This is a genomic window from Curvibacter sp. EU05-FHT14A10 (genome assembly GCF_058791075.1).
Genome location: NZ_JBYTDE010000006.1, coordinates 15,571 through 36,225, shown reverse-complemented (window position 1 = coordinate 36,225; position 20,655 = coordinate 15,571). Strand labels below are relative to the sequence as shown.

Sequence of the window (20,655 nt, the reverse complement as noted above, 5' to 3'; positions counted from 1 at the left end):
AGCGGGTGGCTCATACGGGCTCCGCCAGGCTCATCAGGGAGTCGCGCATGATGCGGGCATGTTCGGCCTTGTCGCCGCCCGTGATCTCGATTTCGCCCAGGCGACCGGAATTCTCGACCACCATGCGGCAACGCTCCCAGCGGCGATCTTCGAAGCGCTGCAGAGCGGCATCGAGGCCGTCACCGGACGCCAGCTCCTGCGCGAGCACCAGGGCGTCTTCGATGCCGATGCAGGCGCCCGAGGCCAGGTGCGGCGTGGTGGCGTGCACGGTGTCGCCGATCAACACCACCCGCCCCTGATGCCAGGGGCGGGGCATGAGCAGGCCTTCGAGGGGGCGGAACACGATCTGCGACTCTGGCGTGAGCAGGCTGCGCAGCTGCTGCACCTGGGGCGCACTGAAGGGGGCCAGCAAGGCGTCGAGCAGGCGATGGAAATCGGCCGGCGGCACGTGGGTGTTGTGCTCGCGGTCTTCGGTCACGAACAAGTACATCTCGGTCTGGGAGACCGGGTTGACACCCACCTTGATCTTGGGGCCCACCCACATGATGGCGCCGCCCACGCTGTCGGGGCGGGGCAGCACGGCGCGCCACACGGCTTGGCCGCTGTAGCGCGGGGCCGGAGCCTGCGGGAACACGCTCTGCCGCACCTTGGAGTACAGGCCATCGGCCCCGATGACCAGGTCGTAGCGGCGCTGGCTGCCATCGGTGAAGCGCACGTCGACGCCCTCGGCGTCCTGCCGGATCTCGCTGAAGGTGCAGCCCAGGAACACCTGGGTGCCCGAGGCCCGGGTGGCCTCGGCCAGCAGACGCGCGAGCACGGGGCGCATGATGGCGCCGCCCCCCGGCACATCGGCCCCCGCGATGCGTGGCGTGGGCAGGTGGGCCAGCGTGGCGCCATTCGGGGCCAGCAGCTCGACGCCATCCGAGGCGTGGCCGACCTGCAGGAAAGGCTCCAGGATGCCCAGTTGCCGGAAGGCGCGCAGGGTGGCGCCGCCGAGGCTGATGCCCGCACCATACGAGCGCCAGCCGGGGTCGATCTCAACCAGGTCGACCGCATGGCCGTGTTTGCGCAGCTCGATGGCGGCCGACATGCCGGAAAAGCCGCCGCCGATGATGAGGATCTTGTGTTGTGCTTGTGGGCTCATGGGATGTCTCCGTTTTTTGATATCAATTGATGGCGTTGCAGTCGCAGCTCGCCCTGCGGACTCTGCACAAGGTCCAGCCGCGACAAGGCCTGACCCAGGCAGGGGCCCAGGGTGCATTGGCCGGTGGCGACGTCGAACTGCGCGCCGTGGGCATGGCAGACGATGCGGTCGCCTGCGGCGTTGAGGTAGGCGTCCTTGCGCCAAGCCATGGGCGTGCCGCCGTGGTGGGGGCAGGCGTCGCGGTAGGCATGGACCTGGCCCTGGCGGCGCACCAGCAGCACCGAGTCCTGCCCCTGCTGCAGGGGATCAAAGCCGCGCGAACTGCCCTCGGGCAGCTCATCGACATGGCACAGGCGGATCCAGGGTGACACGGTGGGGCTCGCCTCAGTGTTGTGCCTTCGCTGCACCGGGGGGCGGGCCGGAAGGGGCCCACTTGTCGCGGTGCTGGAACAGGAACAGCTGCGAGGCGTCGGCGCCCATGGGGGTCTCGCGGGCCTGCCACTGGTCGTCGTGCAGGTCCATGTCGGCGTCGTACTCGACATGGCAGCCCAGGGGGCTGTTGAAGTACCAGAACCAGTTGGAGCCAAAGCGGTGTCGCCCCGGGCCCCAGAAGGACTGATAGCCCTGGTTGGCGAAGCGCGTGCCGGCCTGCATCAGCTCCGAAGGGCCGCCGAGGTGGAAGGTGAAATGCTCCACCCCCTTCATGAAAGGCGGGGTCTCGATCAGGAACAGGGTGTGGTGGTCCAGCGTGCCGGCAGGGCGCAGAAAGGGGCCCACGCCGGTGAAGCGGTCGGTGCAACGAAAGCCCAGGCGTTGCACGTAAAAGGCCTCGGCCCGGGCCGCATCGGGCACGAAATACACCACGTGGGACAGGGTGCGGGGGCGGATCGGGGTGTCGTCGCTGGCGGCCACCTGGTTGGCCGGGCGTTGTGTCGACGCACCGGGGGCGTTGACGGTTTCGGCCGGTAAAGCGATGGGGCGGCGCACGCTGAGCTGAAAGCCCAGGGCAAAGCCCATGTCATCCAGGGTTTCAAGCGAGCCGTCGGGCAGGCGGCGCACCTCGCGGTCGCGCCCCAGTTCGGCGGCAATCGCCTCCAGGGTGGCAGCATCGGCCACGCCGTAGACGGTCTTGCGCAGCTGGCTGGCCGTGCCCAGGCCCGTCGGCAAGGCCGGGTCGTCACGGCGGGCCAGCACGATGGCGGTGCCGTCCAGGGCTTCAAAGCGACCGCCGTCGGCGCCCAGATCGACCGGTTGCAGGCCGTAATCGATGAGGTAGCGGCTGCAGGCGGCCAGGTCGTCAACGCCAAAGACCAGGGCGTCGGGTCCGATGATGTTCATGCAATGTCTCCAGAAATGAAGGTGGGGGTTCAGGTCAGCGGGTGGCGGGCAGCGCGGTACGCCCACCCAGGGTTTCGGCCACCCAGTCGGCGATGTAGGCACCGGCATTGGCGGAGTTGTCGAAGCTCGAGTGCTGCACACCGCCTTCGCGGTCGGTGAAGACCTTGAGCTCGCGCTTGGGGCTGTTCACCAGCTGCTCGTAGCTGCGGTGGGCCCAGTGCACGGGGATCTGCGAGTCCTTCTCGCCATGGGTGACCAGGAAGGGCACCCGAATGCGGTCGAGCACGCCGTCCAGGTGCACGTTTTCGGCGATGCGCATGAAGTCGTCGGGGTCCTTGGCGCCCCAGACCCAGCGCACATGCTCCCAGTAGTGGGGCACGGGCAGGCTGCCCTCGCGGGCCAGGCGCTTCTTCTGAACATCGCGCCAGTCGTGGTTGGCGCCCCACACCACGCCGCAGGCAAAGCGCGGCTCAAAGGCCACCGCACGCGGGCAGTAGTAGCCACCCAGGGACACCCCTTCGAGGCCGATGCGCCGGGGATCGATGTCGGCACGGGTTTCGAGCCAGTCGACCACGCGGCTGGCCCAGTGCTCGGTGTCGTAGCGCGCGGTGAGGCCCTGCAGGCGCAGGGCCTCGCCGGTGCCGGGCTGGTCGATGATCAGCGAGGCCACGCCGCGTTGCGCCAGCCAGGCGGGCAGGCCCACGCGGTATTTCATCTCCTTGGTCGAGTCCAGGCCGTTGAGCTGGACCAGGATGGGGGCTGGCCCGCTGACCCCCTCGGCGCGCACCAGCAGACCCGACAGGTGCTGGCCTTCGTAGGGGATGCGCACGAACTCGCAGTTCTCGCCGCTCAGCTCGATGCTGCGGCGGAAGGTCTGCAGAAACTGCTGGTACAGGGCCAGCCGCCCTTCACTGCCATGGGCCAACAGGCGTTCGGCCGTGATCAAGTAGGTGGCAGCCCGGTTGAGCTTGTCGCCGGCCGAGATCAGCCGGCCTCGGGCCTCGTCTTCGGCCGCCAGTTCGCTGAGCTGATTGGCCATGCGCACCCAGGTCTCGCGAAAGGCGGCCGTGCCGGCGGCGTCGGGCTGCTGGGCGGCTTCGGCCAGGGGCGCGCACATGGCCTGGATCTCGCCCATGCGGGCGCCCATCTCGATGGCCAGGTTGACCGACAGATCCCAGACGTAGTTGGTGGGAAAGAAACGAAACATGCAAGGTCCTCTTCAAAAATGCGGTGTGCTGTCAGCCCGGCTCAGTGCGCCCCGGGCCCGATGCCCAGGCTGGCAAAGAAGCGGCGGGTGGGCTCGTCGGCAAAGTCGGGCACGAAGCGGAAGGCCGCGATGCGCCCCTGCCGCACGCGCACCTCGTCGGTGCCCCGTGCGCGCTCCACGCCGGCACGGCGGGTCAGGGCGCTGCGCAGCTCCAGCGTGGCGTGCACGGTGTCGCCCTGGACCTGGGTGCGCAGCACGGTGATCTCGCCGGCCTGGCTGAGCACGGTGGCGTCGATGTACAGCGACAGGCATTGTTTGTTGCTCATCTCGGGGCGGCAGGCCGGGAAGTCGGAGCGCGCTACGTCCTCGGCGATCAAGGCCTCGACGGCGGCCTTGTCATGGGCCTTGACGGCCGCCAGGTACTGCTGGAACACCTGCTCGGGGGCGGTCTGCGCAACGGCCGGCAGGCCCAGGCCGGCGGCCAGAGCCGTGAGGGCGGCGAGGCCGACGCGAAAGGCTGGGCGCAGCAGGCGGTGGCCCGGCAGGGGGTGGGTCAGCTTCATGGGGTTCCTTCTTCGGTGTCAGAGGGCGGGGGACGGGTTCAGGGCGGGGCCCTGGATGGGCTGAGTGGGCTGAGTGGGCTGAGTGGGCTGAGTGGAGCGCAGCAGAAAGTGCGCGAGGGCGGGCAGCAGCACCAGGGCGCCGAGCATGTTCCAGAGGAACATGAAGGCCAGCAGCAGGCCCATGTCGGCCTGGAACTTGATGGGGCTGAACACCCAGGTGATGACGCCAATGGCCAGGGTGACACCGGTCAGCATGACCACCTTGCCGGTGAACAGCAGGGCCTGGTAATAGGCCTGTGACAGGGTGGCGCCAGCGCGCAGTTGGGCCAGGGTGATGCTCAGGATGTAGAGGGCGTAATCAACCCCGATGCCCACCCCAAGGGCGATCACGGGCAGGGTGGCCACTTTCACGCCCATGCCCAGCCCCACCATCAGGGCCTCGGCCAGCACCGAGGTCAGCATCAGGGGCAGCACAGCCACCCCCACGGCCCGCCACGAGCGGAAGGTGATGAAGCACAGCAGCACCACCGCGGCATAGACCAGCAGCAGCATCTGGTGCCAGGCGCTCTTGACCACGATGTTGGTGGCGGCCTCGATGCCGGCCGAGCCTGCGGCCAGCAGAAACTGCCCTTCGGGGCCGTTGTTGTCGCGGGCAAAGGCCTCGACCTGGGCCACAACCCGGTTCAGCGTGTCGGCCTTGTGGTCGCGCAGGTACACGTACACCGTGAGCAGGCTGCAGGCATCGTTGTACAGCCCGCGCGGCGCCCCCGCCGTGACGGTGTTGAGCATGGCCTGGTTGGGCAGGAATTCATACCACCGGGGATTGCCCTCGTTGAGGCCGGTGAGCACGCGCCGATTCAGCAGCGACAAGGTGTTGGTGGCCTCCACACCGTCGATCTGGCGCAATTGCCACTCCAGGGCATCGACGCGGTTCAGCACCGCGTAGTTGGCGCACTGGCCCTCGGGGGTCTTGACCATGACGGCCAGCACATCGCTGGAGGCGCCATAGGCGGCATTGACGTAGGCCACGTCGCGGTTGTAGCGGCTGTCGGCGCGCAGCTCGGGGGCGCCGGGGTCCAGATCGCCGATCTGCAAGTGGGTGCTCCACTGGTAGCCCGTGACGGCCAGGACGGCGGCCACCCCCAGCGCGCCCCAGGCCCAGCGGCGCTGGGTGAAGCGGTCCAGCAAGGCCCAGGCCGGGTGGCGTGCGGCACCGGCGGCATCGGCCAGTTCACTGCGCAGGCTGCGCTCGGCCGCGGCGGGGCTGACGCCGCTGTAGCTGAGCAGGATGGGCAGCAGGATCAGGTTGGTGAAGATCAGCATGGCCACGCCGAGCGAGGCTGCAATCGCCAGCTCGCGGATCACCTGGATGTCGATGACCAGCAGCACGGCAAAGCCCACGGCATCGGCCAGCAAGGCGGTGAGGCCTGCCAGAAAGAGCCTGCGAAAGGTGTAGCGGGCGGCCACCAAGGGCGAGACACCACGCCCGATGTCCTGCATGATCCCGTTCATCTTCTGGGCCCCATGGCTCATGCCGATGGCGAACACCAGAAAGGGCACGAGGATGGAGTACGGGTCCAGCGAATAGCCCAGGGTGGGCAACAGGCCCAGTTGCCAGACCACCGCTACCAGCGAGGCGAGCACCACCAGCACAGTGGAGCGCACGCAACGGGTGAAGCCGTACACCATGCCGGCGGCAATCAGCACGGCCAGCGCGAAGAAGACCAGCACCATGCGCACCCCGGCAATGAGGTCGCCCACGATCTTGGCAAAGCCCGTGATGTGCAAGGTGACGCCGCGGCCCTCGTACTTGAGCCGCAAGGCCTCCAGCCGCGCAGACAACGCGCTGTAGTCAAGGTGGTGGCCGTCGGGGTCGCGCTCCAGCAGGGGCACGTACAGGGCGGTGGAGCGGCCGTCCAGAGCCACCACTTGCCCCTGCTCGCCTGAGCGGGCGATGTTGGCCGCCAGTTGCTGCAGGCTGGCGGGCGAGCCATCGTAGCCATCGGGGATCACCGGCCCGCCTTCCAGTCCATCCTCGGTCACACCGACCCAGCGCGTGTTGGGGGTCCAGAGCGACTTCATCTGGGTGCGGGCCACACCCGGCATCAGGAACACCTCGTCACTGATCTGGCGCAGGGTCTCCAGGTAGGCCGGGTCGTACAGGCTGCTGCCGCGCTGGTTGGCCACGACGATGCGCACCGCATTGCCCAGTCCACTGAGCTCGCCCTGGTGCTGCAGGTAGTTCTGCACATAGGGGTGGCTGGCGGGAATGGTTTTCTCGAAGCTGGCGTTGAGCTGCAGCCGGGTGGCCTGCCAGCCCAGCAGCACGGTGGCGAGGGCACACAGCAGGACCACCCACAGGCGGTTGTTGAACAACAGGCGCTCGACGATCGACCCGGAACGGGTGTCAAAGCCGCTCTGGGACGCCTCGGCGGTCGGCGGCAAGGGGGTGATGACGGCGCTCATGGTCGTGCTCCCGCCCCATTGACAGTGGGTGCCGGTGTGACGGCCGAGGCCATGGTCACGCCGTCGGCAGTGATGCTTTGCACCCCCTGCAGGCCTGCGGTGAGCCACTGGCCGCCCGCCAGGGGCAACAAGGCGCTCAATGGCGCCAGGGCCTGTTTGTTGAGGGGCCTGAGCACGCCCTCTTGCAGTTGCAGCACCTGGCCGGCCTGGTTGACCCACCAGAGCGTACCGTCGGCACCACGAACCGAACCGGTGATGCTGGCAGGCAGGGGGTTGGCGATGGCCTGCCAATGCTGGCCCGCGTCACGGGTGTGCCAAATCTGGCCGCGCAGCCCCGCCACCAGAAACTCGACGGGGCTGAGCATTTCGGCGGTGAAAAAGCTCCCGGAATAGGGGCTGGCCAGACGCTGAAAGTGCGCACCGCCATCGCCGGAGTACAAGAGCAGGCCTTGTTCGCCCGCGATCAGAATGGCGGCCCCGTGGTGGCGCACCGCATTGAGATGCAGGCCCTTGGGATTGTCCAGGCGGGACGTCCATGGCGCCCAGTGCTGGCCGCCGTCTTCACTGGCCACGGCCAGACCATAGGCGCCAACCGCCAGCAGGCGTTGTGACGACAGCACGGCCAGATCGAGCAGGGGCTTGTCGGCCCCCTCCTGAACCAGGCGCTCGGCCTGGGCGATGGACGTCGCCTGCCCGCCAGCGCGGGCCTCGTCGAGCAGGGCCTGGGCAATCTGGCGCCCATGGAGTCGTTGCTGCCAGTGCTGGCCGCCATCGTCGGTGCTGAGCACCACGCCGGCATGGCCCACGGCGATGCCGTGGCGGTCGTCGGCAAAGCGCACAGCGGTCAGGGTGACACTGACGGGCACCTGCGCCTGGTGCCAGGTCCGGGCCTGATCGGCACTGAGCAGCACCAGACCGCGCTCGCCCACCGCCACGGTGGTGGGGCCGGCCTGGGCCAGGCCCAGTAGCACCGAGCCGGGCCCCAGCCGGGTGGCCAGGGCCGGACGATCCAGGCTGTCACCCACCGGGCTGGTGGCCAGGGCGGGACCAGCCAGGCCCCACAGATGGGCACTCAACAGGGCAGTGATCAGGGCGCCCGGCAGGCCGCCCCAAGAAGGACGCAGGGGGCGGGGCAACTGGACACCGAGCCGGTCATGGGACGGGGCCACCGTGGCGACCCGGGCAACCAAGGCATTGGCGGCCGGTGGGGGGGCTGTGGGCCGCGGTGCCGCGGGCCCGGCGGATCGACGCGGGCAGGCAAGGCCGGCCGGGGCGTCAGCGTGCGCGATCATGGCGTGTCTCGATTCACGGGTGCAGGCGGCTGCCGGGCGCGCTGCGCCCGACTGTGGCCTGGAAGGTGGAGGGGGTGTGGTGAGGGGTAGCGGTGGGTGACGCGGGTGAGCAGGCGACGCGGGACGATGGTCAGCGAATGCCCTCGCCAGCCATGGCATCGGGGGTGAACACTGTGTCAGGCAGGCGCGGCCTGATGGCGTACTGCACCGATTTGCTGTTGTAGAGGTTGGCCACATAGGCCTGGCCGGTGAGCAGATCGTTCACGCCCATGGCGCCGATGACGGTGCCTGGCAGGTCAGGGGCCACCAGGGTCTGTGACCACAGGGTGCGCCAGAGCTGGCCGTTGGCGTCCCAGCGGTCACCGAGCACGCAGTTCCAGGTGTCCTCGTCGCAGTAGTAACGGCTGCGCACGGCCTGGTGACGTTGGCCCTGGCGCAGCTTGGCCTCGATCACCCAGACGCGGTGCAGCTCCCAGCGCACGTGGTCGGGGTTGAGGTGGTGGGCGCCCAGCACCTCGGCGTCGGTCTTGGGCTGCAGCAGTTTGTTGCCGTTGTAGGGGATAAACATCTCCTGCTTGCCGACCAGGGTCCAGTCGAAGCGGTCGATGCGGCCAGCCCAGGTCTCCAGCTCGTCGAAGCTCATCACACCGGCGGTGGCGGGCGCCGGGGTGTCGCAGCAGGGGTTGGGCAGCTTGCGCACGCGACGCTGGCCGGTGAGGTAGACCCAGGCCTGGTCTTTGCTGCCGTCCACCTGATTGCGGCCCACGATGGCCTCGCCGGCGCGGATGGGCGGGCCGGTGTTGATGAGGCGGATCAGCCAGAACTCGTTCTTCTTGGCGAACTGCTCGGGGCTGCCGTCTTCAAAGTAATAGGGCATCTGCTGGTCGGCCTGGCCCTCGGTGGTCAGCACCGCCTTGCCGTCGGCGGTGAGCTGGTACTGGGTGGCCTGCCACTGCCAGGTGGTGCCACGCCAGCGCAGGCTGTGGTTGCTGATGGCCTCGGCCCCACTCTTGGGGATGGGGAAGGGGATGCCGCCATAGGCGCCTTCGATCACGTCGTTGTTGAGCCGGGCGCGGGTGGCGTTCTTGAAGGTGTTGTCGTACACCCATTGCGGCGCCGCCGCCGTGCGGTGGCTGGGGTAGACATCGACCCGGAAGCTGTCGGGGTACTTCTTGAGCATGGCCCGGGTGCCGTCGCTGAGTTTGGCGGCGTATTGCTCGGCGTTCTTGGCATTGATCGACAGCAGGGGCTTCTCGTCCTTGAAGGGGTCGCCCCGGCGGCCGCCGGGTTTGTCGCCGGGGATGGGCTGGGTGTAGCCCCCGGTCCAGGCCGGGATGCTGCCGTCGGCATTGCCGGCCTTCTGGCCCCCGAAGGGGGTCAGTTCGGACTTGAGTTTGGCGGCTTCTTCGGCACTCACCGCCGCCACTGCGGGCACCATCCCTGAAACCGCAGCAGCGGCGGCCAGCATCGAAATCAGCATTGTCTTGTTCACGCTTGTCTCCAGTCGAAATCAGAAAGTCCGGCGCACGGACAGCGAGACAAAGTCGCGGTCGGCCAGGGTGTTGCCGGTGCTGTAGGTGGCGGTGCCGCCCGTGAGCAACGGTGTGTAGTTGACGAAGGGCGCAGCACCGCCCAGGAAGCGGGTGTAGTTGAGCGAGAACTGCCATACCCCCTGGTAGGTGCCCTCCAGCCCCAGCGTGGCCGAGCCTGTGCCCTTGGGGCCCCAGGCCAGACCGGTGACCGAAGAGTTGCCGTCCAACACATAGCGCAGCCCGACCGGCACGCTGAGGTCGAGGCCCGGCAAGACCTGGCGGTAGCTGGGGCTGAAGACCATCTGCAAGGCGGTGGCGTCGCGGGTGCGCAGCGGGTCGAGGTGGCCCTCGGGGTCGTTCTTGCTGAGCACGCGGTTCCAGGCGATCTCACCCATGAAGTTGGCCTCGCGGGCCAGGAAGCTGGGGCCCAGGGAGCTGATCCACGACAGGTTCAGGTGGGCGGTCTTGCCGGTGGCCAGGGTGCCGGCGGGAGCCACGTTGGCATAGACGATGTTGCTGTTGACCAGCGGCATGTTGCTGCGCAGCGAAGTCTCGATGGACACGTTGGTGTTGCCCAGCGAGCGGCTGGCACTGGCACCCACGGTCTTCACGGCATCAGGGAAGACGTAGTACCAGTTGCCCTGCCCGCCCGTCACATTGAGCTGCGAGTAGAGCTGGCCGGCCTTGTCGTGGTAGCGCGCGGCATAGAAGCCGAGGTCGGTCTCCTCCAGGCGCCATTTGAGCTGGGCGCCGAATTGCCCGCTGTTGGGCGGGCGCACATCCGAGCCGGGCTGCAAGACACTGGTGCCGACCACCTCGTTCAGACCCGAGCCCCCCCAGATGGTGTTGACACTGCTGAAGTAGCTGCCGGCCGGCGCCATGCGATCGGCCTCCCATCGGAACTGGTAGTAGCCGCCCACCGAGACATCGGACGACAGCGGCACCTGGGCCGAGACCTGGGGCACGGGGCGGATGATCTCCTTGAACTGGGCATTGGGCGAGGACATCAGCTTCCAGAGGTCGATCGGCCCCTGAGCCCGGGCAATGCCGTTGTCGCCGAAGAACAGACTTTCGCCGTACTGCAGGGCATGGCGGCCCAGGCGGCCGGTGGCCTTGTTGCCGTTGTCCAGCGGAAGCGCCCCAAAGATGAAGGCATCCAGCACCTCGGCCTTGCGGCCGGCCAGGTCGCGGGTGGCGCTGGAGAACTGGTTGTAGACGGCCTGGCCATTGGCGACATCGGTGGCGGCAGTGCTGCCGCCATAAGAAGCGTCGTACCACGCTGCCGCACTGAGGCGCAGGCCCAGGTCCTTGCGATAGACCACATCGAGTTCGCTCAGCAGATCGAGGCGCTTGGAGACGATGCCCTTGTTGCGGAAGTTGTCGTCACCGGCATTCAGGTTCAGCGCCTGGGGAAAGGCCGATGCGGCCACACCGGGCACCAACTGACGGGTGCTGTTGACCAGGGCCGGGCTGGCGCCTTGCAGGCGGTATTGCGTGCTGGCCTTGACAGTGTTGTCGAGGCGGATCTTGAGATCGTCGTTGCCAGTGTCCAGTTCGAAGGCTTGCGCCCCCTGGGCCAGGACCATGGGCAGTGCCATCAGGGGCAGCCGGGTCCATCTTGTGCGCGAGCGCAGGCGCTGAGGTCTGTTGTGCATCGTGTGTGTCTCCGTGGGTTTCAGGGGCCTTCTTGCTGAGGCTGTGACCGGCTTGACCGATCGCTGACACGAAGATTACGAACACGACACACATTCGTAAAATGGTTTCAATCCATCTAAGATATCGATCTCATGAATACATAAGGGGTTAACACCGAGGTGCGACCCCGGCCCACGCCATGCGCTTCAACAAACTGGATCTGAACCTGCTGGTCGCGCTGGACGCGATGCTGAGCACCTGCAGCATCAGCCGGGCAGCTGAACGCCAGCACCTGAGCCAATCGGCCATGAGCAATGCACTGGCCCGCCTGCGTGAGTATTTCGATGACGAACTGCTGGTGCAGGTGGGGCGGCGCATGGAGCTGACGCCCCGTGCCGAGGTCTTGAAAGAGGCGGTGCGCGATGTGCTGATGCGGGTGGACACCACCATCACGGCCCAGCCCGAGTTCGACCCGCTGCGCTCGGAGCGTGAGTTCCGCATCTTCGTGTCGGACTATTCGCTGAGCACCCTGATGCCGCACCTGATGGTGCTGGCCCATGAACAGGCCCGCCGGGTGCGTTTTCACCTGCTGCCCCAGGTGGAGCAACCCCAGCGCGCGCTGGAGCAAGGCGAGGCAGATCTGCTGGTGATTCCAAAAGAGTTCTGTTCACCCGACCACCCGACGGACACCGTGTTTCTGGACGATTTTGTGTGTGCGGTGTGCAACCAGGGCCGTTTCCGAGACCGCGAGCTGACCCTGGACTCGTACCTGGCCGCTGGCCATGTGATCATGCAGCCCCCGGCCGGTGGGCAATCGCTGGAGTCTGACTACATGCGGCGCCAGGGCATGGAGCGGCGGGTGGAAGTGTCGACCTTCAGCTTCATGACCGCGCCGCATCTGGTGGTGGGCACCGACCGCATCGCCACCCTGCATCGGCGCCTGGCCCTGCAGGCCAGCCGGCATCTGCCGATCCGGCTGCTGCGCCCTCCCCTGCCGATCCCGCCGATGGTGCAGGTGATGCAATGGCACAAGCACCGATCGAAAGACCCCGGCCTGCTCTGGCTGAGGCAGACCCTGCTGGCGGCCGCGGCCAGGATGGACCAGGTCAACCCGGCAGCCTGAGAGCCGCCGTGACCACAGGCAGCAGGCAGCAGGCAGCAAGCCGGGGGCTGTCGGTCAGGGGCGAAGTCTGTAGTTGCCCGGGGTCATGGCATGGTGGGCCTTGAAGCTGCGCTGCAGGTGAGCCTGATCGGCGAACCCCATCGCATGGGCGGCCTCGGCCAAGGGCACGCCTCGGGACAGCAGTGTTCTCGCGCCATTGAGGCGCAGGTTGTGCAGGTAGCGGCCCGGTGTCATGCCAAAAGCCCCCTGGAAGCGCCGGATGAAGGTGGCCTCCGACAGCTCGCACAGCGCCGCCAGTTCACGCACGGTGAGCTTCTGCTCAGGCTGTGCTCGCAGGTTCTCGATGGCCGGGGCCAGCGCCTCAGGCACTCGCTCCACGTCGTGCACCCGCCCCGGACGGGCCCAGTTCGAGATCCATGCCGGCAGCTGCCGCGCCAGGGCCAGGGCGGCTGCCTCGGAATCCAGGGGCTCGCTAAGCCCTCGGACCTGGCCCGCCACGACCGGGTCGTCCACACAGCGGGACAGGAACTCCAGCCCCGTCAGCGGGGCGGGCAGGTTCCAGAGTTGGGCCAGGGCTTGGTGCAGCCAGGCGGCCTCGACAAACAGCATGCGATAGGACCAGGGTTGCTGACGCACGGGATTGCAGGAATGCACCACGTCAGGCTCGATCATGACGACCGATCCGGGCCTCACAGGATTCGGTCCGCCGGGGTGATGAAAGTTGGCCTGGCCCTGATCGACCAGCCCGATCGAGTATTCGGAATGGGAATGCGGCCGGTAACAGGCCAGGGTGTCCACGCTGACGCGCAGTTCGGCCCAAGGCGCTGCCGGGTGGCGGTGGATTCGATGTCGGCTCTCGGCGCTCATGGGCTGGGTGAGCTTATCCGAGCATGGCCATCACGCAAAGCGCAAGCACGCTGCCCATGGCCACATTGAAGACCCGCTGCCGACCGGGACGCGTCAACCAGCGCGCCAGGACCCGGCCGACCAGGGCCCAACTGCCGACGCCCAGAAAGCAGCCGAACAGCGAGACGGCCACAAAAAGCCAACGCGCCTGCGAGATGTCGCGCTGTGAAAGCACAAACAGGCTGACACCCGAAAGCGCAACAATCCAGGCCTTGGGGTTGAGCACCTGGGTCAGGGCGCCTTGCATCAATGACGCCAGACTGGAATGTCGGGTGGTGCTGTCCTGGCTGTTCATCTCGATCGGGGGCGCGGTGCCCATGCGCCAGGCAAGATAAAGCAGGTAGGTGGCACCGCCCCACCGTGCCAATGGCATGACCCAGGGCGTGCCCAACACCAACTCGCCGCCCACCCCCATGAGCCAGACCACCGCTGCATAGCTCACGCTGGCCCCCAGCACATAGGCCCCCGCCACTCCACGCCCCGAAGTGACGCCATGGCGCAGAGCCAGAACGTTCACCGGCCCTGGCGTGATGGCCCCCACCAAGACAAAGCTTCCCATGGCCATCAAAAGCAAACCCATCAACCCGTCCTCCATGCAGAAACATCAAGAGGCCGGAGTGTGGGTTCATGGCCGACCCTCGTATTGAACGGAATTGCAGCCGCATCACAAGACCGTGGGCGACGGGATGTCTGGCCCGAGTCGGACCTGCACCTCGTCACCCACGATGCGGGATGGAAAGACCTTGAGTTGCAGGCCCCCACCAGGCATGGCGCCAGTGCGCAGATCGAACCTCAGCCCGTGTGCGGGGCATTGCACCCTGAGGCCATTCAGGGGACCGCGGCACAGCGATGCACCTGCGTGGGGGCAAGCATCTTCGATGGCGTGCACCTCGCCGTCGATGAGGAACAAGGCCAATTCCAGGCCGGGCAGGCTGACCCGGGCCCGGCCCTGAGCCTGCAGGCGGCCCCACGAGACAGCAAGCGTCCACTCAGCCATGGGTGTGCAGGCCGGCGAGCCGCATCAGGAAGTAGAACAAGGCGGCCAGGAACAGGGTTTCGAGCAGCATCAGGGCCACCGGCTTCCAACCAACCGTGAGGATGTCTTTCGGTTGTGTTTTCATGCCGATGGCCGCCATGGCCATGATCAGGCACCACTGCGAGCACTGCGCGCCGACGCTCACCAGCGGCCGGGGCAGCAGACCCAGGCTGTTGACCAGGACCAGCGCCGCGAAGACCAGCGCAAACCCGGGCAGCACAGAGGGGCGGCGCGGCTGGCCCGGCCGGGCCTCGGCGCCCTCGGGCGTGGCCGGCGCAGGCTGCCGATGCGTGATCCAGGCGGCCAGGGCCAGCACCGGCAACAGCATGGCCACGCGCAACAGCTTGACCACAGTGGCCGCATCGCCGGTCTCGGGCCCCAGGCTGTAGCCCGCACCCACCACCTGGGCCACATCGTGGATGGTGCCACCAAGAAAGAGGCCGGCATTCAACGCATCGAGCCCCAGCAGCCGCACCACCAAGGGGTACAACACCATGGCCAGCGTGGACAGCGAGCTGACACCGATCACCGTGAAAAGGGTGGCCCGTTCCTTTTGCGGATGGTGCGGCAACACCGCCGACAAAGCCAGCGCCGCAGAGGCACCACAGATGCCCACAGCGCCACCGGTGAGCAAGCCAAACTGGGCCTGAAAACCCATGACGCGCGCCGTGACGATGCCGAAGGCCAGGGTCAGGACCACGGCCACGATCACCATGAGCAGTGGCTGCCAGCCCAGTGACTGGACTTGCGCGGCCGTGATTTTCAAACCCAGCAGCGCCACGCCCCAGCGCAACACTTGACGGGCGGTGAACTCGATGCCGGGTCGGCATCGCTCCTCCTGGGACAGGAAGTTCACTGCCATGCCCAACAGCAGCGCCAACAGCATCACCGGGGTGCCGTGGTGGTCGGACAGGAACATGGCGGCCACCGCGACCAGGGCGGCCATCAGCACGCCGGGTGTCAGGCTGCGCGCTCGGCTCGTCCAGCGCTTCATGCGGGCACCCCGGCTGGCTGGCGGTCTCTTCGGGACGACACTGGGAGTGGATGAAGCCGAGGCTGACTGCCGCCGCGCGGCAAACCGGGCCTGATCAGGGTGAAAGGCATGCTGGGACCTTGCTGGAACATGAATGCGCCGCTTTCGAACGTGGCTCAGAAGCTGTGGCGCAGGCCGGCCATCCAGGCGGTCACACCTTGGTTGGCCGCCACCGGTGTGGCGTAGACCGGGCTGGTGTTCATGTTGGCGCCCTGGTTGCTGACCTGGGCCGCCTCGACATACAGGGTGGTGCGCTTGGAAAGAAAGTAGTCCAGGCCCAGGGCAAGCTGGGTGGAGAGGTTGCCCGGGTGGGTGTTGTCCTTGATGCGGTAGTAGCCGGCGCTGAGCTTGGCCAGCGGGGCCACTTGCCAGGCAGCGCCGACGCTCCAGAGGTCCAGACTGTCCGAGCCCCCGACCAGGTGGTTCAGTTGCGCCGGGTTGCGTGCGCCCATCCAGGAGGCGCTGACGGTGTAAGCACCTCGGGTGTACATCCCGCCCAGCGACATCAGGCGGTCGGTGTTGGCGTTGGCCGTGAAGCCGGCGGCCGCCGCATTGGCCGCCGAGCCCATCAGGACGGCAGCAGCCGGGGCGCTGTTGCCGTAGCCGTTGTAGTAGAAGGCCGACAGCTTCAAGCCATTCGCGCTGTACTGGGCGGCCAAGGTCTGTTGTGAGTTGGCCTGCGGGCTGCCCGGGGTATTGCCAAAGGCGTAGGCGGCGCTAAGCGACAGGTTTTGCCAGGTCGGGGCGTTGTAGACCACTGCGTTGTCGTTGTAGATGGTGCCAAACGCGGGGTTGGAGTTGTTGCCGATGTACAGGCCACTGGCACTGTTGAGGCCCACCAGCGCTGTCAGGGCACTGCCGAAGTAGCGTGCACCGCGGGCATCGCTGCTGGCCAGGGCGTAGTAAAGGGGCGAAACTTGGCGGCCGAAGCGGATCTCACCGAAGGCGCCGCCGAGCCCCACAGTTGCCATCTGGTTGAACACCGAGGTGCCACCGCTGCTGTTGGGCCCGCCGCTGTCGCCCGAGTTGGCCTTGAGGTTGCCCTGCAACTGGAACAGGGCCTTGAGGCCATCGCCCAGATCTTCCTCACCCTTGAGGCCCCAGCTGCTGTTGCCGATGCCGCCGTCCTTGAGTTGCAGGCTACCGCCGCCGGGGCTGACGGCCTTGGGCAGGTAGCCGGTGCCGCTGCTGGTGTTCGAGATGTTCATCAGGCCCAGATCCAGCGTGCCGTAGAGACTCAGCGTTGATTGGGCCAGGGCTTGCGTGCTCAGCACGAGCCCAGCGGCCCAGAAAATGGTTTGGGGTTTGATCGTCATTTGTCTTCTCTTGAGGGTGGGTTGGAATTCAAGGCCGAGCAGGGGCCTTGCCGGCAGGCCGGGGGTCTGACGGGTGGGCAGTGCGGCCCTGCTCGGCCGCTTGGGGAAGGGGATCAGCTCAGATCACATACCCACCGTTTGGGCTGATGACTTGCCCCACGAGGTAGTGCTCTTCGGCGGCCAGGAACAAGGCCAGTGCGGCGTACTCTTCGGGCCGGCCCAAACGCCCCGCAGGGATCATCTGGAACAGGCTGTTGCGCTGGGTTTCGGTGGCACCGGCCAGGTAGGCCTCGAACGGTGGGGTGTGCACACCGCCACAGGCGATGGCATTGACCAGGATGTTGGCGCCGGCCACGTCGTACGCGGTGGTGCGGGTCAGGCTGATCACGCCGGCCTTGGTGGCCGAGTAGCCCGGGCTGTGCATGCTGCCAGCACCCAGGCCCGCCACCGAGGCGATGTTGATGATGCGGCCCGATTGCCGGGGCTGCATGCTGCGCAGGGCCGCCCGGGTGCAATAGAACACGCCGTGCATGTTCACGCCCCACCACTTGAGCCAATCCTCGTCGGACAAGGACGCCACGATGCCCAGGGATTGCCGAGGCACCGGGGTGGTGGCGTAGGCGTAGTGTTGATTGCGGCGTTGGGTTTCGAGGGCCGAGCTGGGCACACGGGCGGCGTTGTTGACCAGGATGTCGACCGCCCCCCATCGGGCCAGGGCCAGGTCGAACATCGCATCCACCGAGGCACTGCTGGAAACATCGCACAGTATCGGCAGGCACTCAGCGCCCAGCGCCTGTAGGGCGGCTTGGGTGGCCTGGAGTGCAGCCTCGTCAATGTCACACACGAGCAATTTCGCGCCCTCGCGGGCAAAGGCCTGCGCGATCACGCCGCCCAACCCCGGGCCGGCACCGGTCACCAGGGCCACCCGGCCGGCCAGTCGCTGCGCTTGGCCGGCCTGCGATGGCTGCGGCTTGTTGTTGAGTTCCATGCCGGCTCTCCTGTCAGTGCACGGCCACGCCGACCATGGGGGCGGGGCGGGTGTCGCGGCGGGCCGCGAGGGCGAACACCGCTGCTGCCAGAATCACCAGGGCATCGCAGACCAGCAGGATGTGGGTCAAGGGCTGGGCCTGGCCTGCCGCCTCCAGGTGGTCACTCACCGCACCGATCAGGGCGTTGCCGATGGCAATGGCAAAGACGTTGATCAGCAGCATCGACATGCCGGTGACGGTGGAGCGCATGTGATGCGGTGTCAGCCCCTGGATGAGCGAGACCGCAGGCCCGTAGAGCGCCATGGGCAAAAAGATGCCGGCACACATGCCGAGGTAGAACAGGGCCGAGCCCGGCTCGGCAAAACGGTGAGCCACCATCAAGGGCCCGCACACCAGCACCAGCAGCGCCATGAAGCCTGCGCGGCCCCCGGGTACATGGCGCGACAAACGGTCACTCAAAAGGCCGCCGCCCAGAGCGCCCAGCGTTCCAAAGGCGATCTGCAACAGGCCGAGCTGGCGAGCCATGCCGGCGGCATCGACACCGCGCTCACGCACCAGCCACAGTTGCACAAACGACAGGCCGGCGATCACGAAGTGCACCAGCACAAAGCCAGCCATGGTGAGCGTCAGTGCCGGGCTGCCGCGCAGCACCCCCCAAAGCGCCGCCAGTTGCTGCGGCATGGGGGCACCGCGGTCGTGTGGCCCTTGCCCGACACCGGGCGCATTGCGCGGGTCTTTCAAGAAGGCCACCGGCAAGGCGATCAGCACGCCCACCAGGCCCAGGCCATAAAAGGTCTCACGCCAGCCATGGCTTGCGCCCAGGGTGCCCGCAAGCACGAAGCTGAAGCCGATGCCCAGCGGGATGCCCGCGAAAAACACCCCCATGGCGGTGCCGCGCCGCTTTTCAGAGAACAGCTCGGCGATGAGGGACACAGCGGCCGGCACCAGCGCCGCCTCGCCGCTGGCGACAAAAAAGCGCGCCGCCACCAGGCCACCAAAGCTGTTGGCGGCGCCCGAAGCCGCCGTGCACACACTCCAGATCAGAATGCCGCAGGCCATCACCCGGGTGCGGCTGTAGCGATCGGCCAGCGAGCCCATGACCAGGGCCATGACGCCAAAGCTGAGCACCCACACCGCGCCGGCCAGAAAGCCATATTGCGCATTGCTCAGCGCCAGGTCGCGGGTGATCTGGGGTGAGAAGCCCAGCAACATGTTGCGATCGATGTGCGCAAGCACATGGATCACCAGCAGGCAGGCCGTGACCGCCTTGGGATTGCTCTTCCACGCCATGCTTGTCTCCAATGTCTTTTTTAGTGGTGGGTGTGGGGCAGGGCAGGCTCAGGCGGCCTGCAGCATGGGGGCACCCCGCTCGCCGGCCCGCCGGTTGGGTGCGAAGCCGATGCGGTGCAGGGATTCGTCAGCATTGGCGTAGCACTCGCCGATCTTGTAGATCTGGCGCGCCTGGGCACCGGTGGCCACGTCGCGGTGCAGTTCACGGGCGATGCGCACCATTTGTTCGACCTGCTGCACAGAGCTCATGCGCTCGCCTTTGCGGCCCCAGAGGTTGTCCTCGATGCCTACGCGGACGTGCAGGCCCATCGCAATCGCCATGGTGTTGAGGGGCAGCACCGTGCGCATGATGCCCTCGACCGTGAGCACGGCGCCGGGCGGGGTGCGGCGGATGAACTCCATCAGGTTGTAGGGACTGGGGCCATCAGCGCCGCCCCCGATCATGACGTGGTTGAGGATCAGGGGCCCGGTATAGACACCGCGCCGGATCAAGCGCTCCACCGTCTCGAGTTGGCCCACGTCGCCGAGCATGAAGTGCGGCTGGATGCCGGCGGCCTGCAGGCGGCGCAGGTGCTCTTCGACGAAGCCGGGGCCCGAGGGGATCCACATCTCGCGGTAGGCGGCGTGGTAGGCCGGCAGGGCCAGTGAGGTACCGGCCACGTCATCGCCTGACATCAACTCGCAAACGTTCATCTGGTTGGTGTTGATGGCGATGGTGACCTGGTCGGGCTTGGGATCGAGCTCGGCCAGCATGTGGCGGGTGTCGTCGTTGAGCCAGCGGGCATCAGCGCCTTCGCCCTCGGGCGCGAAGGAGATCGAACCGCCCACCTGCAGCACCATGTCGGGTACGGCCTGGCGCAGCCGGGCCAACATCTCGTTGAACATCGACATGCGTTTGCTGCCCTTGCCATCGGCCTCGCGCACATGCACGTGCAGCACCGTGGCCCCGGCGTTGTAGCAATCGACGGCCTTCTGGACCTGCTCGTCCATCGTCACGGGAATGTCGTCCGAGTCACCGGGCAGGAACTCAGGCCCATAGGGGGCGACCTGGATCACCAGCGCTTGCTGGGTTTCGGGCAGCAGGGAATCGTCGAAGAATTGCATGGGGTGTCTCCTTGAAAGGGGTGTCGAAAAGTGGGGATGTCGCTAAACAAGTCACGGGTGACGGGACAGCGCGGTGGCCGATGCCTGGAGGCGACCGCTTTCCTCGATGAGGATGGGGGCTGCCAGGCTCATGGTGTGAATGCCGAGCACGCTGACGGCCTGCAGCACTGCGGTGATCTCTTGCACTGTGGCCCCCAGTTCCAACGCCTTGCGGATGTGGCGGCGCACACCCGGGCCATAGAGGTGGGTGCATGAGGCATCGACCGCGATGGCGATGAACTCCCAGGTCTTGGGATCCAGCACGCCGGCACTCATGGGGGTGACGCCCATCGCCATGAATTTTTCGGTCCAGGCGGGGTCAAGGGCCTGAAAGTCGTCCCAAAGTGGATTCCACTGGCCGGCTTTTTTCAGGTGGTCACAGACCGGCGTGGCGGCTGTCTGAGTGGGTGCCTGGGTGGGCGCCTGAGTAGGTGTCTGAGTGGGTGTGTCCTGCATGGGGGCTCCGGATTGAACGAAGAACTGGGCTTGCTGATGGCGCCGATTCTTGGTCTGGCACCCCGTTGGCGCTTACCATTTCGCTTCATTAATTTATCTATCCGTCTCAGCAAGGGGAAACCCCAGGGCCCCCCATGCCTGCCGCAACCGAGGCTGCTGCACTTCCAGACTCGAGCCTGACCAGTG

Annotated in this window: 19 protein-coding genes; 1 reads left to right on the top strand and 18 read right to left on the bottom strand. The window is 67.0% G+C overall.

The genetic code is table 11. The features are described from left to right. Positions 1–10: 10 nt before the first annotated feature. The 9 genes from AC3WUT_RS12915 to AC3WUT_RS12875 form a co-directional block, all read right to left on the bottom strand. Entirely contained in the window at positions 11–1,144 is a 1,134-nt protein-coding gene (locus tag AC3WUT_RS12915) for an FAD-dependent oxidoreductase (RefSeq protein ID WP_492347478.1), read from the bottom strand. Further along, complete coding sequence (locus AC3WUT_RS12910; protein WP_492347477.1) at positions 1,141–1,515, bottom strand: Rieske (2Fe-2S) protein; 375 nt, start codon at positions 1,513–1,515, stop codon at positions 1,141–1,143. The genes AC3WUT_RS12915 and AC3WUT_RS12910 overlap by 4 nt, the downstream gene beginning before the upstream one ends. A gap of 13 nt (positions 1,516–1,528) precedes the next feature. Then, on the bottom strand, positions 1,529–2,482 hold the full coding sequence (locus AC3WUT_RS12905) for a VOC family protein (RefSeq protein WP_492347476.1): 954 nt from the start codon (positions 2,480–2,482) through the stop codon (positions 1,529–1,531). 34 nt (positions 2,483–2,516) lie between these two features. Next, complete coding sequence (locus tag AC3WUT_RS12900; protein ID WP_492347475.1) at positions 2,517–3,689, bottom strand: alpha/beta hydrolase family protein; 1,173 nt, start codon at positions 3,687–3,689, stop codon at positions 2,517–2,519. A 41-nt stretch (positions 3,690–3,730) separates the two neighbouring features. Beyond that, complete coding sequence (locus tag AC3WUT_RS12895) at positions 3,731–4,252, bottom strand: nuclear transport factor 2 family protein (RefSeq protein ID WP_492347474.1); 522 nt, start codon at positions 4,250–4,252, stop codon at positions 3,731–3,733. 18 nt (positions 4,253–4,270) lie between these two features. Next, positions 4,271–6,718, bottom strand: a complete 2,448-nt coding sequence (locus AC3WUT_RS12890) for an efflux RND transporter permease subunit (protein ID WP_492347473.1) — start codon at positions 6,716–6,718, stop codon at positions 4,271–4,273. Beyond that, on the bottom strand, positions 6,715–8,010 hold the full coding sequence (locus AC3WUT_RS12885) for a WD40/YVTN/BNR-like repeat-containing protein (RefSeq protein ID WP_492347472.1): 1,296 nt from the start codon (positions 8,008–8,010) through the stop codon (positions 6,715–6,717). Before AC3WUT_RS12885 ends, AC3WUT_RS12890 begins: the two co-directional genes overlap by 4 nt. 130 nt (positions 8,011–8,140) lie before the next feature. Further along, complete coding sequence (locus tag AC3WUT_RS12880; RefSeq protein WP_492347471.1) at positions 8,141–9,502, bottom strand: DUF1329 domain-containing protein; 1,362 nt, start codon at positions 9,500–9,502, stop codon at positions 8,141–8,143. An 18-nt stretch (positions 9,503–9,520) separates the two neighbouring features. Then, positions 9,521–11,197, bottom strand: a complete 1,677-nt coding sequence (locus tag AC3WUT_RS12875; RefSeq protein WP_492347470.1) for a DUF1302 domain-containing protein — start codon at positions 11,195–11,197, stop codon at positions 9,521–9,523. Between the two features lie 179 nt (positions 11,198–11,376). Here AC3WUT_RS12875 and AC3WUT_RS12870 point away from each other — a divergent pair, with 179 nt between their 5' ends. Continuing rightward, the gene (locus tag AC3WUT_RS12870) at positions 11,377–12,300 is read left to right on the top strand and encodes a LysR family transcriptional regulator (protein WP_492347469.1); all 924 of its coding nucleotides are present in this window, start codon (positions 11,377–11,379) and stop codon (positions 12,298–12,300) included. Between the two features lie 54 nt (positions 12,301–12,354). On the opposite strand, the gene AC3WUT_RS12865 is transcribed toward AC3WUT_RS12870, so the two are convergent. The 9 genes from AC3WUT_RS12865 to AC3WUT_RS12825 all read right to left on the bottom strand — a co-directional run bounded on the left by AC3WUT_RS12865 (position 12,355) and on the right by AC3WUT_RS12825 (position 20,469). Then, a complete protein-coding gene (locus AC3WUT_RS12865) occupies positions 12,355–13,167 on the bottom strand; it encodes a helix-turn-helix domain-containing protein (RefSeq protein WP_492347468.1) in 813 nt (270 codons plus the stop codon). 13 nt (positions 13,168–13,180) lie between these two features. After that, entirely contained in the window at positions 13,181–13,786 is a 606-nt protein-coding gene (locus AC3WUT_RS12860; RefSeq protein WP_492347467.1) for a LysE family translocator, read from the bottom strand. 84 nt (positions 13,787–13,870) lie between these two features. After that, complete coding sequence (locus AC3WUT_RS12855; RefSeq protein WP_492347466.1) at positions 13,871–14,203, bottom strand: Rieske (2Fe-2S) protein; 333 nt, start codon at positions 14,201–14,203, stop codon at positions 13,871–13,873. Beyond that, entirely contained in the window at positions 14,196–15,236 is a 1,041-nt protein-coding gene (locus tag AC3WUT_RS12850; protein WP_492347465.1) for a YeiH family protein, read from the bottom strand. The genes AC3WUT_RS12855 and AC3WUT_RS12850 overlap by 8 nt, the downstream gene beginning before the upstream one ends. A gap of 155 nt (positions 15,237–15,391) precedes the next feature. Then, a complete protein-coding gene (locus AC3WUT_RS12845; protein WP_492347464.1) occupies positions 15,392–16,591 on the bottom strand; it encodes a porin in 1,200 nt (399 codons plus the stop codon). A gap of 118 nt (positions 16,592–16,709) precedes the next feature. After that, complete coding sequence (locus tag AC3WUT_RS12840; protein ID WP_492347463.1) at positions 16,710–17,579, bottom strand: SDR family NAD(P)-dependent oxidoreductase; 870 nt, start codon at positions 17,577–17,579, stop codon at positions 16,710–16,712. A 13-nt stretch (positions 17,580–17,592) separates the two neighbouring features. Further along, positions 17,593–18,870, bottom strand: a complete 1,278-nt coding sequence (locus AC3WUT_RS12835) for an MFS transporter (RefSeq protein ID WP_492347462.1) — start codon at positions 18,868–18,870, stop codon at positions 17,593–17,595. Between the two features lie 48 nt (positions 18,871–18,918). Further along, entirely contained in the window at positions 18,919–19,974 is a 1,056-nt protein-coding gene (locus tag AC3WUT_RS12830) for a beta-keto acid cleavage family enzyme (RefSeq protein WP_492347461.1), read from the bottom strand. A 51-nt stretch (positions 19,975–20,025) separates the two neighbouring features. Beyond that, positions 20,026–20,469 carry a carboxymuconolactone decarboxylase family protein gene (locus AC3WUT_RS12825; RefSeq protein WP_492347460.1) on the bottom strand — a complete coding sequence of 148 codons (444 nt, stop codon included), beginning with the start codon at positions 20,467–20,469 and terminating at the stop codon, positions 20,026–20,028. Between the last annotated feature and the right edge of the window lie 186 nt (positions 20,470–20,655).

Coding starts and splice junctions, on each gene's coding strand:
- AC3WUT_RS12825 (WP_492347460.1), bottom strand. CDS start 20,469: ATGCAGGACACACCCACTCAGACACCTACTCAGGCGCCCACCCAGGCA.
- AC3WUT_RS12850 (WP_492347465.1), bottom strand. CDS start 15,236: ATGAAGCGCTGGACGAGCCGAGCGCGCAGCCTGACACCCGGCGTGCTG.
- AC3WUT_RS12865 (WP_492347468.1), bottom strand. CDS start 13,167: ATGAGCGCCGAGAGCCGACATCGAATCCACCGCCACCCGGCAGCGCCT.
- AC3WUT_RS12840 (WP_492347463.1), bottom strand. CDS start 17,579: ATGGAACTCAACAACAAGCCGCAGCCATCGCAGGCCGGCCAAGCGCAG.
- AC3WUT_RS12875 (WP_492347470.1), bottom strand. CDS start 11,197: ATGCACAACAGACCTCAGCGCCTGCGCTCGCGCACAAGATGGACCCGG.
- AC3WUT_RS12915 (WP_492347478.1), bottom strand. CDS start 1,144: ATGAGCCCACAAGCACAACACAAGATCCTCATCATCGGCGGCGGCTTT.
- AC3WUT_RS12845 (WP_492347464.1), bottom strand. CDS start 16,591: ATGACGATCAAACCCCAAACCATTTTCTGGGCCGCTGGGCTCGTGCTG.
- AC3WUT_RS12830 (WP_492347461.1), bottom strand. CDS start 19,974: ATGCAATTCTTCGACGATTCCCTGCTGCCCGAAACCCAGCAAGCGCTG.
- AC3WUT_RS12835 (WP_492347462.1), bottom strand. CDS start 18,870: ATGGCGTGGAAGAGCAATCCCAAGGCGGTCACGGCCTGCCTGCTGGTG.
- AC3WUT_RS12860 (WP_492347467.1), bottom strand. CDS start 13,786: ATGGGTTTGCTTTTGATGGCCATGGGAAGCTTTGTCTTGGTGGGGGCC.
- AC3WUT_RS12855 (WP_492347466.1), bottom strand. CDS start 14,203: ATGGCTGAGTGGACGCTTGCTGTCTCGTGGGGCCGCCTGCAGGCTCAG.
- AC3WUT_RS12870 (WP_492347469.1), top strand. CDS start 11,377: ATGCGCTTCAACAAACTGGATCTGAACCTGCTGGTCGCGCTGGACGCG.
- AC3WUT_RS12905 (WP_492347476.1), bottom strand. CDS start 2,482: ATGAACATCATCGGACCCGACGCCCTGGTCTTTGGCGTTGACGACCTG.
- AC3WUT_RS12895 (WP_492347474.1), bottom strand. CDS start 4,252: ATGAAGCTGACCCACCCCCTGCCGGGCCACCGCCTGCTGCGCCCAGCC.
- AC3WUT_RS12890 (WP_492347473.1), bottom strand. CDS start 6,718: ATGAGCGCCGTCATCACCCCCTTGCCGCCGACCGCCGAGGCGTCCCAG.
- AC3WUT_RS12900 (WP_492347475.1), bottom strand. CDS start 3,689: ATGTTTCGTTTCTTTCCCACCAACTACGTCTGGGATCTGTCGGTCAAC.
- AC3WUT_RS12885 (WP_492347472.1), bottom strand. CDS start 8,010: ATGATCGCGCACGCTGACGCCCCGGCCGGCCTTGCCTGCCCGCGTCGA.